We start from the raw sequence: 12,046 nt of genomic DNA on the forward strand, positions 1-12,046 counted from the left end.
GCGATCAGTCCCCGTCCTCGTCACACGAGGTGCCGGGCCTGCGTCCCCGGCTCGCGAGCACGCGGTCGATCATCAGCTCATGCAGCGCGTAGAGGGGCCTCGCCACGTCCTCGCCTTCCAGGTGCGCGAAGGCACCGGCGATGGCCTCCAGCGTGGACATGCCATCCGGATGGGGCGGCCTGCGCAGCCTGCGTGAGTCGGGTGGCGGCGGAGGCAGCATCAGGCTCGGCAGCCGGCGCAGCTCCGGCACCCGCTGCACCATGCGCTTCGCCTGCCCCCAGCTCCCATCCAGGACGATGAGTCGCTTCGGAAGCGCGGCATCCGGCGCGGGCGCCTGCTGGGTCGTGGGGAACAAGAGCCACGTGGCGCCGTCGTCCTCGAGCGTCGACACATCGAAGCGCTCGCTCGGCGAGCCATACGAGACGATGCGACAGCGAGGCATCGCGAGCGCGGCCATGCGGGCCGTGTTCGTCGACTTCAGCGTCTCCTTGTGGTGACGGATGATGAGCAGCTCGGTGCGCGTGGAGATGACGGGCAGCTCGGCGCACAGGCACAACACGGTGGGCAGAAAACAGCGCGGACAGCGACCCGCGAGGTCCTCCGGAGTTCGAGACCTCATTTCCCCTGACGGTATCGCTCCATCAGCACGCGCGCCTCACGAAGCTTCTCCTCGACGTAGCGGTCATCCGCGTCCGGCTCGTAGTCGGCGTCCGGCACGTCGAGCTGGAAGATGGCGGACAGGAGGATGGGCGCCACCTCCAGCCACTCGGCCGTGCGGTTGAGCGCCGCCTGCCTCCGGCCCGCGAAGGTCTCCGGCCCGTCCTCCGGCCCGCAGCGGCAGATTCGCGCCGAGTCACCGGATACGTCCACGTAGAGCCCCAGCACCTCCGCGTCGACCTCGGCGGCGAGCGCGCACGTCGCCTCGCTCACGTACGCGGCCATGGCCTGGGCCGCGGAGCGCTCGGTGAGCGAGCGCACCAGGTACACCTGCCAACCGGCCTCGGAGAGCGCGCCCGACTCCTGGATGGGCGTCAGCTCCGCGGGGGGCGCCTGGATGCGTGACAGCAATCGCCGCACGGGTGCCTCCAGCCGCTCCAGTCGCGCGTTGGACGCGGGACAGAAGAAGAGGACGCGATACTCACGGCTGTCTGCTGCGGTTTCCATGGGCATACGGCGTCGCCAGGCGCTGCACTGCAAGCAAGAGCTTCGTTCACCCAAGAGGACCAAAGGATTCCCCGACCTTGCAAGTGGGGAGTTCGGCGGAGGGTTCAAGGCGCGGCGGACGGGAGGGGCACGCCTGACGCGGCGCCCCTTCGCTCGGAGGCGACCCAGACCCCCGCCGCCAACACCAGCAGTCCGCCCGCCACCCCCACCGGGGTGAGGGCCTCCGCGAAGACGGCCCAGCCCACCAGGGAGGCCGTGAGCGGCTCCAGATAGGTCAGGGCCCCGGCCGCCGCCGTGGGCACATGGCGCAGTCCGGCATTGAAGAGGCACGTCCCCAGCAGGCCACATACCGCGCCCCCGGCGAGCACCTGGAGCGTGGCCCCATCCAGCGCCGGGGGCAAGGCATCCGCCCCGGCGATGAGCAACAACACCCCCGCGGACACCGGCGCATGGAGCGACGCGACCGCCACGGGAGAATATGCCCGTGTCGCCGCTTTCGTCCCCAGGACGATGGCCGCGTAGAACAGGGCGCTCCCGGCGCCCAGCGCCGCCGTCATGCCCGCGCCGCCCGTCCCATCCGGCCGGCCGATGAGCAGCACCAGCCCCAGCAACGTCACGGGCGCGGCGACCAGGGCCCGGAAGGAGCGCCGCTCGCCCAGCACCCAGGGGGCCGCGAGCGCCAGCAGCAGGGGGGCCAGATAGTGCGTGAGCACGGCCACGGAGACGGGGCCGCGCTTCATGGCGGCGAAGAAGAGGCTGATGTTGGCCGCGTCCGCCAGGCCGACGACGAGCAGGGCCGCGGTGGCTCGCTTGTCGCGCCAGGGGGCGCCGCGCAGCAGGAAGGGCACCGGCAGCGACATGGCGATGAGAGCCAGGAGCGCGTTCTGGGCCCAGGACAGGCCCGCGGGCCGGAGGAAGAGGGACCAACACCCCCAGAGGGTGGCCCCGGCCGCGACCATGGCGAAGTGCCGCACTGCTCATGACTCCTGGTGACGCCGAATCGCCCGGAGGCGCCGACGGGGCGCGCAGCCTAGGAACATCTGCCACACTCCGTCCATGGGGCCCTTGTTCGCCTACAGCCTCGTGCCCGTCCTCTCGGTGTCGCTCCTCCTGTGTTTCACCGCCGCGCTGCGCGGACGTGACGCCCGGGGCTTGACGCTGTACTGCCTGGCCACGGCCTTCTGGAGCGGCTCGTTGCTCTTGATGTGCGTGCCCCAGGGCGCGTGGCTGGGGTCGCGCTTCGCCGCCAGCGGTGCCTTCACCGCCGCCGCGTACCTCCACGTCGCCTACGACGTCACCCGGCAGCGCTCCTACCGGCAGGTGGTGCTGGCCTACTTCGTGGCGGCGGTCGTCACCATCGTGGGCGCGCTCTTTCCGGATGCGCTGTACGGGCCGCTCGCGATGAAGCGGGGGCCGTTGTTCTGGCCCGTCATCGGGCTGTCGGTTTCCGCGGCCGTGGTGCCGCTGCTGCATCTGGCCCGCTCGTATCCGCGCGAGACGCCGGAGCGACGGCCGCTCTTGCGCAGCCTGGGCACCGTCGGCGCGCTGGCGTACTCGGGCGGGCTGGGCACGGCGCTGCTCCTGTCGGGTGGCTACGCGCTGCCCTTCGGGCTGTACGGGGTGCTGGCCTCGCTGCTGGTGCTGGTGCACGTGGTCAACGCGCATCAGCCTCCCGGGGAGCGAAGGCTCCTGGAGCGCAGCCTCGTCTACTCGGCGATGGCGGCGGTGCTGTCGGCGGGCTTCCTCTTCGGCGTGTTGACGCTGATGGCGGGCAGCGGACAACCCTTCCTGCGCGAGTACCGGGTGGGCGCCTTCTTCCTGCTGGCGCTGGCGGCGCTCGCCTTCGAGCCCCTGCGTCAGGGGCTCCAGGAATGGCTGGGGCGCCGGTTCCTCAAGGGCCGGGCCACCGGCACCGAGCTGGTGGCGGCCCTGGCCGAGCAGGAGACCCGCGCGGACCAGGCGGCGCGGCTGGCGGAGCTGGGCCAGTTCACCTCCGCCGTGGCCCACGAGGTGCGAAACCCGCTGGGCGTGCTGGCCGCGCACCTGAAGCTCCTGGAGCGCCAGGGCGTGGATGCGGACTCGGTCGCCGCCATGCGTGAGCAGATCTCCCGCGCCGGGCACTTCGTGGACGAGCTGCTGCGATATGGCCGGCCCCGGCCGCTGGAGCTGCGCCGGGTGGATATTCACGCCACCGTGGAGCTGGCGTATTCCACCGCGAGACAGGGATTGGGAGCGCTGGCGCCGGACGTGGCCTTCGAACTCGCGGACAGCGGACCGCTGGAGCTGGAGGCGGACCAATCCCAGCTCTCGCAAGTGTTTGTGATTGTCCTGGAGAATGCCTTGCTCGCGCTGCGCGAGACTCCCACGCCACGCCTGCGCGTGCGCTGCGAGCGTTCCGAGGCGACCCTCCAGGTCATCGTCGAGGACAGTGGCCAAGGCATCCCTCCGGAGCTGCTCCCCCGGCTGTTCCAACCCTTCGTCACGGGACGTCGCCGTGAGGGACCTCGCCCGGGGACGGGCCTGGGGCTGGCCATTGCCCGGGGAATCCTGGAGCGCCACGGAGGCGCGGTGCGGGCTGGACGCTCCGAGTCCCTGGGAGGCGCGAGCTTCGTCGTGACGCTCCCTTTGACGCAGCCCGTGCCCCTGGCCGCTGCCGCCTCCTGACGTCATACTGTCTTCACGTAGACAATTTCTCCACAGGGCTTTCGGATGTCGCTCGAATGCCGTGTCTGTGAGGAAAAGAGCGTGTCGGCAATAAAGCAGACCTGACGCGTTCTCTGGTGAAAGGGAAGGAGGGGGCCATGAGAGCACGGCCGAGATTGAGGGTGGTGGAGCCTCCGTCTGGAGAACCGAGGGCGGACTTCGAGGTCTTCGCTCGCCAATTCCAACCCGCGTTGTTTGCCATTCTTAGAAAGTATTGCGTGGGCATCGAGCACGAGGTCGAAGACCTGGTGCACGATGTGTTGTTGCGTGCGCTGCTCCAGTGGGAACACCTACAGCATTGGGAGTCGTACAAGCAGCGCTTCTGGTTGGGGCGGGTGGCGGAGAATTGCTTTCTGGACCGGTGTCGGCGCCGCAAGAGCGAGGCGGACCGGCTGCGCAACCTGCTCGAGCTCCACGAGGAAGCGGAGCACATCGACGAGGCCGCGCAGGACGAACTGTGGTGTCACGTCGGTGAAGAGGACGTGAAGTGGGCGCTGACCTTCCTCAGCCCCAAGCTGCGATTGACCTTCGAGCAGTACCTCCAAGGGATGTCCTATGCGCGCATCGCTCGAGAGACAGGCGTACCGCAGGGGACGGTGGGCGCGCGCCTGCATCACGCTCGACTGGAGCTTCGAGAACTGCTGCGTGAGACGGCCGAGCGTCGACGCCGGGAGCGGGGACGATGACGGGCGACTGCAAGGACCTGCCTCGATTCCTCGATGGCCAGATGAACGCGGCGGAGCAGTGCGGGTTTCGTCAGCACCTGGGCATGTGCTCGCTTTGCGAGGCTCGCTTCCGGGAGAGCCTGCAACTGGAGTTGCTGGCGCATCGGGCCTTTCCCTCGCATGCGCCTTCATCCGCGAAGCGGCCTCCTTCCACCGGGCGTTGGTTCGGCGAGAGCGGGTCTGGCTTCAAGGTCCTCGTCGCGTGTCTCGCGGTGTTGTTGTTCTTCCCGAGCGCCGGCCACTGGGGCGGCGAAGACCTGTCCTGGCTCGTCAAGGACGGCCCGCGCACGCTGGAGGCGCGGGTGACGTATCGCGCGGTGGATGCGCGCTACCAGCCCTATGTCCCGAACCGGAGCGGGGCCTGGTCACGTCCCGCCGTGCCCTCGCTGCCGCTGCAGGAGCTGTCGAGGATGGAGGCGCGGGGAGACCTGCACGGCATCGCCACCGCGTACCTGCTTCACGGTGCGCCCCGACAGGCCCTGGCCTTCCTGAAGCGGCTGCCTCCCTCGGTGGACAGGGACTGTGACCTGGCGCTCCTGGCGCTGGAGCAGGCGCGACAGGGCGGGCCGCTCGACACGCGTCACGCGCACCTGGAAGAGGCACTGGAGCTGCTGGCGGGCGTGCTGCGCGTCTCACCGAGACATCCCCAGGCCCTGTGGAACAGGGCGCTGACGCTGGCGGAGCTGGGGCTGACGCTCCAGGCGGCGGACTCGTTCGGAGAGGTCGCGAAGCTGGGAGAGGTGGGCTGGAGCGAGGAGGCCTCGGCCCGGGAACGGGCCCTGCGCGAGTCCACGCTCTGGCGCGGTCGAGCCTGGAAGGACGCCTTCGCCGCGACGCGGGACTTGCTGACGGATGCGTCCGCGCCGCTGCCCCTGGTGGCGGTGAGGGACCATCCGGGCATCCTCCGACTGGCCTTTTACGACGCGGTGCGAGCGGCACCCCGGCGACAGGATGTGCTGCGGTTGCTTCCACTGGCCCGGGCACTGGACGAGCGCTATGGCGGAGCCGTCCTCCAGACGTGGCTGTCTCGCGTGGCGGAGCGGGACTTCACACGAAGGGGGCCTCTGGCGCGGAGGTACGCCCAACTCGTGCTGGGCGCGCTGTCGCCTTCCGGGGCGGTGATGGAGGAGCTGCGCCGCTCGGGAGAGGATGACCTCTATCTGGGCGCGCTCGTGCTCGCGGGCTCCGCGCGACAGCCGGTGGACCCGGAAGCGCTGGTGCGACTGGCGCAGGCGTCCGAGGACCCGTGGATGCGGGTGCTCGGCGAACTGGAGCTGGCTCGCGCGGACCAGCGGGACGGTCGCTGGTGGAACGCCGAGCAGCGGCTGCTGGAGGCGCTGGACACCTGCCAGAAGCAGGGCCTGGTGTATCGCTGCCTGGGTCTGGAGCATGCGCTCACGGAGCTGTACCTGGACCTGCACCGCCCCGCGGACGCCTTCCAGCATGCGTGGAACGGCTGGGGCCGCGCGCAGGAGTCTCGCGAGTGGAGGTACGAGCAGTTGTTCCTCCAGGAGCTGGCGGACGTGGCGCGCTATCAACATTCCTTCACCAGCGCCCGCGCCTATCTGGAGGAGTCGCTGGTCCGCATGCCGGAGGACTGCGCCCAGCGCACGCACGTGCACAGCAACGTGGCCCTGCTGGAGTGGCAGCGCTTCCGTCCGGACGCGGCGCGCGAGTCGCTGGAGCGGGCGCTGGAATGTGAGCGACCTCTGGGGATGACAGGCGCGCGGGTGTTGTCGGAGATGGCCCGCTCCAATCCCAGGCCCCATGACGAGCATTGGCTGCGCCGGGCCCTGGCGGACCTGCGGCGGGAGGGAGGCTCGCCCGGGCGCGAGGCGTTGCTGCTCGTCTTCGAGGGGCAGTTCGCGCTGGAGCAGTCGCGAGACGCGGGCCAGGCGTTGCTCTGGAGGGGCGTGTCGATGGCGGAGCACACGCCGGACAGCGTCGACGCGCGCAAGGCGCTCGCCTTCGGCTACTCGGCCCTGCTCTCCGAGGCGGGGCGCGCCGGTGCCTGGAGTGAGGCCCTCGCGTTGATGGGCCGCGAGCTGCGCGTCGAGTCCGTCCCCGCGAGTTGCCTGCTGGTGGTGTCGCTTCAGCACGAGCGCACCCTGGTCCTCGCGCGCGGGCCTCAGGGCGAGCTGAAGGGCGCGTATTCCTCCGACCGTCGGGAGCCGCTGCGCGACGATGCCTCCGGACTGGTTCCCGCCGAGCTCGTGAAGGAGCTGACGGGCTGCGAGCACGTGGAGGTGCTCACCCGGCCGCCCGTGCATGGTCTCACCGGTCTGTTGCCGGACTCGCTGGCGTGGAGCTATCGCGTGGGGCGAGGCGCGCGGAGCCCGCCCGCGCAAGGAGGGCAGTCCAGTCACCTGGTCGTCACCGAGGTGGCGAGCCCGCCCGCCCTGCGGCTGCCGAAGTTGGGGGCGCTGACGCCGCCGCGCGTACCGGACCCGTGGCGCGTGGAGCTTCGAGGCGCGGAGGCCACGCCGTCACGGGTGCTGCGGGAGATGGAGGACGCGTCCGAGGTCGAAATCCACACCCATGGGTTGTTCAGCGCCTCCCTGTCCGACGCGTCGATGGTGGTGCTCGCGCCGGACCCGGACGGACGCTACGCGCTGACCGCCGACAAGGTCCGTCAGACAAAGCTGAAGCATGCTCCGCTGGTGCTGCTGGCCACGTGTGGCGCGGCGAAGACGGCGCCGTTTCCGCATGAGTCCTTCAGCCTGCCCGTGGCCTTCATCTCGGCGGGCGCGAGTGCCGTGCTGGCGGCCTCCGTGGAGATTCCCGACACCGCGGGCGGCTTCTTCGAGAAGGTGCGCGAGCGTATCCGCGCGGGGGCTCGTCCGTCCGTGGCGTTGCGGGACTTGCGCGCGCTGTGGTTGCGCGAACACCCCGATGACGCGCGGTGGCTGTCCCATGTCCTCCTCTTCGAGTGAGCGCTTCGCGAGAGCGCTCCTTGTCGAGGGATGTGACGTGAGGGGTTTCCGGCAACAAGCAGGACGTCGTGCGTTCTATGGCATGAGGGCCGCCAGCGCCCCGCATCCAGCGGGGGAGCGGATGGCGGACCCCAGGAGCCGTGCGACATGACGAACTGCTTGAGCGACGCGAAGCCGACGGAGGAAGCGCCCGCGCTGCAAGGGCCCGCGGTGAGTGGGACCGCTCCGGAGCAGGAGCCGAAGGTGGACGGGGATGTCCACGGAGACGAGTCCGACACTCCTCCGGCGACCGCCCGTCCCGACGTGAGGGACCCTCCTCCCACCGGTCCTCCGGGCTGAGTGGGACGAGCGCGGCGGCCGGAACGCTTCGCGGATGTCTCCCGTTCGTGGGGCGTCCAAGCAAGTGGTGGGGCGGAGCAGACGCGGTGTCCTTCCGGTGGCGGGTCGACTCCGCCCTGGGGGCTGCACCGATGTCCGGGAGCTGGCGGAAACCGGCGTGGTTGCGTCGGTTTCCAGACGGCGACCCAAGGATTCCGGGTGGCTGCGTTTCGAGTGGGCGTGGAAGGAGGGCGAGGGGTCGATGAAGGACCATCGCAATGCCTCGGTGAAGCGATTCACCGTGGCCTACAGTGCCGCCGTGGCACACGAAGGTTTCGAGGAGTTCGCTCAGCGCGTCAGGCCCATGCTCGTGGCCCTGGCGAGGCGTCTGTGCGGCCAGGGTGGCATCGACCCGGAGGATCTGGCGCAGGAAGCGCTTGTCCGGGCGCTTGTCCACCATGCCACCTTGTCCTCGCAGCCAGAGCCCGTGTACCGGGCGTGGCTGTGCAGGGCGCTCACCAATCACTTCCTGGACCAGTGCCGCAGGAGGCGGACGGAGCTGCTGGAGCAGGAGCGCCGGGATATCCGCCTGGTGCGCGAGGACGTGGAGTCTCCCGACGCGAGAACGGGCGAGATGTGGGAGCGCATCACCGACGCGGACCTGGTCCAGGCCATTTCCCGGCTGCCCAATCCGCGCGTGCGTGAGGCGTTCGAGCTGCACGCCACGGGACTGCGCTACCGGGCCATCGCCCATCGCATGGGCGTGCCCGAGGGCACCGTGGGCAGCTGGCTGTTCCAGGCGCGCAAGGAGCTGCGCGAGCTGCTGATGCCGCTGACGGATGGTGGGGGGATGGCATGAGCCCTCCGTGTCATCGGTTGTATCTGTTCCTGGATGGCGAGTTGCCCCCGGTGGACGAGGAGAACTTCCGCCACCACCTGGCTCGCTGCGGAATGTGCGCGTCCGGGCTGCACGAGGCGATGCAACTGGAGCTGCTTGGCTTCCAGGCACTCCACCCGGAGGGGTTGCCCCTCGACGAGGAGGCGGCAGAAGCGCCGCGCTTCGAGACGTCCCCGGCGTGGCCCTCGCCGCCCTGGCCGAAGCCCGCGTGGCACCAGCGGCTGCGCTCGGTGTTGCCCGCGCGGAGGGGCCCGGTGGGCTGGTGGGCCGCGGGAGCGGTGGCGCTGGCCGCGGGGCTCCTGGTGTTGGTGCTGGCCGTGCCTCGCGCGAGGGACACGTCGCCCGAGGTGTGGGTGGCCCATGCGACGCAGCGCGCGCTGGAGGCGCGGGTCTCCTATTCACGGGCGGACGGGTATCGCCCCTACGTGCCGATGCGCGCCGGGCCCGAGGCTCCCGTGGTGACGGCGCCCCTGCCGCTGCGCGAGCTGGCGGAGCTGGAGGACCGGGGCGACCTGCATGGCATCGCCGCCGCTTACCTCGTGCGCAGGGATGTACGGCAGGCGGCGGACTTCCTGCGACGGACGCCCGCGTCGTTGGACCGCGACAGCGACCTGGCGGTCATCGCGCTGGAGCAGGGGCGGCGCGAGGACGCGCTGGAGCAGTTGGAGACCGTGCTGCGAAAGTCGCCGGACCATCCGCAGGCGCTGTGGAACCGGGCGCTGGTGTTGCGGGAGCTGGGGTTGACGCTCCAGGCCGCGGAGGCCTTCGACGCGGTGGTGAAGCTGGGGGAGGCCGGGTGGAGCGAGGAAGCCCGGGTGCGCTCCCAGGCGCTGCGCAGCGAGACGTTGCTGCGCTCGCGGGACTTCCAAGACGCAAGGGCGGCGGCGCAGAACCTGACCACGATGCAAGGCGCGCGTCTGCCGCTGGCCGAGGCCCGTCGCTTCCCGGGCGTGGTGAGGCTGTCCTTCTACGACGCGTTGAGGACGGCGACCACGCGCGAGGCGGCGCTGCGGCTCCTGCCGCTCGCGGAGGTGCTGGACGAGGTGCAGGGCGGCTCCACGCTGCGCGACACCGTGCAGGCCGTCGCGCGCGCGGACTTCCAGCGCAGAGGGCCGCTGGCGCGAGACTATGCGCGACTGCTGAGGGGTGAGCATCCCTCGCCGGGCGCGTTCCTGGAGAGCCTGCGGCGCTCCGGAGAGGACGACCTGTACCTGGGCGCGCTCGTGGCGCTGGACATGGTGGCGCGCCACCTGGACGACTTCGAGCGCATCGCCCGGGCCGGAGGCGACCCCTGGTTGGTGCTGCTGGCCGAGCGTGAGCTGTCCGTCCGGGAGGAGCACGCGGGCGAACCGTGGAAGGCGGAGCAGCGGCTGCGCGCGGCGCTGTCGTCGTGCTCGGGGCGGGGGTTGGCGTACCGGTGCGCGATGCTGCGACGACGGCTGGCGGACCTCTTCGTGCGACTGCACCGGCAGGCGGACGCGCTGGAGGAAGCGCGTGACGGCTGGCGCCTGACGCGGGAGCTGGGGGAGTGGAACCTGGAGCAGCAGTTCCTCCAGGAGATGGCGCAGATCGCCCGCCTTCGCCACAACGCGGCCAGCGCGCGGGCCTTCCTGCGCGAGTCCCTGTCACGCATCCCGGATGACTGCGAACAGCGCACGTATGTGCACCGCAACCTCGCCATCGTGGCCTGGTCCGACTTCCGCCCGGACGAGGCCCGCGAGGAGCTGGAGCAGGCCACCCGCTGTGGACGCCCCCTGGGCATGTCGGGCGCATGGGTGCTCTCGTATCTGGCCCGCCATGGCGCGGAGGTCCGCGACGAGGACCTGCTACGGCGCACGCTCGACGAACTGCGCCGCGGCTCGCGCACGCCAGGGGAGCTGGCGCTGCTGACGTTCCTGGACGGTCAGTTCATGCTGGAGCGGGAGCGGGCGTCGGGGCGGGAACTCTTGCATGGCGCCATCGACGCGGCGGAGGCGCTTCCTCGGGACGTGGACGCTCGCAAGGCCCGGGTCTTCTCGTACGGCGTGTTGGTGAGCGACGCGGCCCGCTCCGGTGTCCAGGAGCAGGTGCTGGCGCTGATGGGGCAGGCCCTCCGGGTGCCCGTCCCGGAGCGCTGTGTGCTCGCGGTGTCCGTGGACCACGAGCGCACGGTGACGACCGTACGCGACGCGGCGGGCGCGCTGTCGGGCGTCTATGACGACCGGCGTTCCTCGTCCCTGCACGGGACGGCCGACGGGCTCGTTCCATCGAGGCTGGTGGCGGCGCTCCGCGGATGCGAGCACGTGGACGTGCTGGCCTTGCCGCCCGTGCACGGCCTGCCGGGATTGCTGCCCGCGGACCTGGCCTGGAGCTACCGCGTGGGGCGCCCCGGGCCCGTTCCCGAGGCGCGGGTCCAGGGCGGCCGCCACCTGGTCGTCACGGGCGTGGACGCGCCGCCAGCGCTCGGGCTGGAGAAGCTTTCGCCCCTGGAGGCGCCTCGTGTGCCGGACCCGCTGCGAGTGGAGCTGCGCGGCGCGGCCGCCACCCCGTCGCGCGTGCTTCGTGAGATGGCGGAGGCGCGCGAGATTGAACTCCACACGCACGGCCTCTTCAGCTCGGAGCTGTCGGACTCCTCGCTGCTGGTGCTCGCGCCGGAAGAGGATGGACGGTACGCGCTCGCGGCGAACCAGGTGCGGGAGCAGCCGCTCGCCGGCGCCCCCCTGGTGTTGCTCGCGGCGTGTGGGGCTGCTCGCGCCGCGCCCTTCCTTCACGAAACGGTGAGCCTGCCGGTGGCCTTCATCGAGGCAGGGGCGCGCACCGTGCTCGCCTCCACCGGTGACATTCCCGATACGGCGGGGCGCTTCTTCGAGTCCGTACGCGAGCGCATCCGCGCGGGGGCCCCGGCCTCCCGGGCCCTGCGCGACGAGCGCCTGGCGTGGCTGGCCCGCGAGCCGGCGGCAACCTGGCCCGCACAGGTCCTCCTGTTCGAGTGACGTGTCGACACGTCATCAAGGATTCCGACCCCCCGCGTTCTGGAGGTGACGCTCCGTCGACCTGACGGCGCGTCGCGTCTTGAAACATCGAACAGGGGGGGATTCTCACATGCTGAATTCAAATTCGGGGAAGACCAGCGCGGGCCTCGTTGCCCAGGAGATTCCGGATCCACCGCCGGAGAAGGATCGGGGCCTGCGCGCGCCGACCGGGGAGGAGGCGACGCCCGTTTTCTCCGCCAGGCTCTCGTTGCCCCCGCCTCCTCCGGCGGACGAGCCGGCCGCCAACGACGAGCGCTGAAACACGTAACAGCCGTTTCATGACTCTCCTGAATT

10 protein-coding genes are annotated in these 12,046 nt (G+C 70.8%); 7 read left to right on the forward strand and 3 right to left on the reverse strand.

Annotated features, from left to right (window positions below; all coding sequences use genetic code 11):
- Positions 1-4 precede the first annotated feature (4 nt).
- The 3 genes from HUA75_RS06050 to HUA75_RS06060 form a co-directional block, all read right to left on the reverse strand.
- Positions 5-619, reverse strand: a complete 615-nt coding sequence (locus tag HUA75_RS06050; RefSeq protein WP_174485767.1) for a tRNA-uridine aminocarboxypropyltransferase — start codon at positions 617-619, stop codon at positions 5-7.
- A complete protein-coding gene (locus HUA75_RS06055; RefSeq protein WP_141644216.1) occupies positions 616-1,164 on the reverse strand; it encodes a hypothetical protein in 549 nt (182 codons plus the stop codon). Before HUA75_RS06055 ends, HUA75_RS06050 begins: the two co-directional genes overlap by 4 nt.
- Positions 1,165-1,268: 104 nt before the next feature.
- Positions 1,269-2,138 carry a DMT family transporter gene (locus HUA75_RS06060; protein WP_174485768.1) on the reverse strand — a complete coding sequence of 290 codons (870 nt, stop codon included), beginning with the start codon at positions 2,136-2,138 and terminating at the stop codon, positions 1,269-1,271.
- An 82-nt stretch (positions 2,139-2,220) separates the two neighbouring features.
- Between HUA75_RS06060 and HUA75_RS06065 the strand changes: the two genes are divergently transcribed.
- The 7 genes from HUA75_RS06065 (at position 2,221) to HUA75_RS06095 (ending at position 12,011) form a co-directional block, all read left to right on the forward strand.
- Positions 2,221-3,828, forward strand: a complete 1,608-nt coding sequence (locus tag HUA75_RS06065) for a sensor histidine kinase (RefSeq protein ID WP_174485769.1) — start codon at positions 2,221-2,223, stop codon at positions 3,826-3,828.
- 137 nt (positions 3,829-3,965) lie between these two features.
- A complete protein-coding gene (locus tag HUA75_RS06070) occupies positions 3,966-4,553 on the forward strand; it encodes an RNA polymerase sigma factor (RefSeq protein ID WP_141644213.1) in 588 nt (195 codons plus the stop codon).
- Positions 4,550-7,525 carry a CHAT domain-containing protein gene (locus HUA75_RS06075; protein ID WP_174485770.1) on the forward strand — a complete coding sequence of 992 codons (2,976 nt, stop codon included), beginning with the start codon at positions 4,550-4,552 and terminating at the stop codon, positions 7,523-7,525. The genes HUA75_RS06070 and HUA75_RS06075 overlap by 4 nt, the downstream gene beginning before the upstream one ends.
- Positions 7,526-7,672: 147 nt before the next feature.
- Complete coding sequence (locus HUA75_RS06080) at positions 7,673-7,864, forward strand: hypothetical protein (protein WP_141644211.1); 192 nt, start codon at positions 7,673-7,675, stop codon at positions 7,862-7,864.
- Positions 7,865-8,105: 241 nt separating this feature from the next.
- Complete coding sequence (locus tag HUA75_RS06085; RefSeq protein WP_174453546.1) at positions 8,106-8,702, forward strand: RNA polymerase sigma factor; 597 nt, start codon at positions 8,106-8,108, stop codon at positions 8,700-8,702.
- Entirely contained in the window at positions 8,699-11,713 is a 3,015-nt protein-coding gene (locus tag HUA75_RS06090; protein WP_174485771.1) for a CHAT domain-containing protein, read from the forward strand. Before HUA75_RS06085 ends, HUA75_RS06090 begins: the two co-directional genes overlap by 4 nt.
- Positions 11,714-11,822: 109 nt before the next feature.
- Positions 11,823-12,011 carry a hypothetical protein gene (locus HUA75_RS06095; RefSeq protein WP_174453548.1) on the forward strand — a complete coding sequence of 63 codons (189 nt, stop codon included), beginning with the start codon at positions 11,823-11,825 and terminating at the stop codon, positions 12,009-12,011.
- Positions 12,012-12,046 lie beyond the last annotated feature (35 nt).

This window comes from Myxococcus sp. CA040A (assembly GCF_013336725.1).
Taxonomy (GTDB): Bacteria; Myxococcota; Myxococcia; order Myxococcales; family Myxococcaceae; genus Myxococcus; species Myxococcus llanfairpwllgwyngyllgogerychwyrndrobwllllantysiliogogogochensis.

Coding starts and splice junctions, on each gene's coding strand:
- HUA75_RS06055 (WP_141644216.1), bottom strand. CDS start 1,164: ATGGAAACCGCAGCAGACAGCCGTGAGTATCGCGTCCTCTTCTTCTGT.
- HUA75_RS06065 (WP_174485769.1), top strand. CDS start 2,221: ATGGGGCCCTTGTTCGCCTACAGCCTCGTGCCCGTCCTCTCGGTGTCG.
- HUA75_RS06095 (WP_174453548.1), top strand. CDS start 11,823: ATGCTGAATTCAAATTCGGGGAAGACCAGCGCGGGCCTCGTTGCCCAG.
- HUA75_RS06075 (WP_174485770.1), top strand. CDS start 4,550: ATGACGGGCGACTGCAAGGACCTGCCTCGATTCCTCGATGGCCAGATG.
- HUA75_RS06080 (WP_141644211.1), top strand. CDS start 7,673: ATGACGAACTGCTTGAGCGACGCGAAGCCGACGGAGGAAGCGCCCGCG.
- HUA75_RS06070 (WP_141644213.1), top strand. CDS start 3,966: ATGAGAGCACGGCCGAGATTGAGGGTGGTGGAGCCTCCGTCTGGAGAA.
- HUA75_RS06090 (WP_174485771.1), top strand. CDS start 8,699: ATGAGCCCTCCGTGTCATCGGTTGTATCTGTTCCTGGATGGCGAGTTG.
- HUA75_RS06085 (WP_174453546.1), top strand. CDS start 8,106: ATGAAGGACCATCGCAATGCCTCGGTGAAGCGATTCACCGTGGCCTAC.
- HUA75_RS06050 (WP_174485767.1), bottom strand. CDS start 619: ATGAGGTCTCGAACTCCGGAGGACCTCGCGGGTCGCTGTCCGCGCTGT.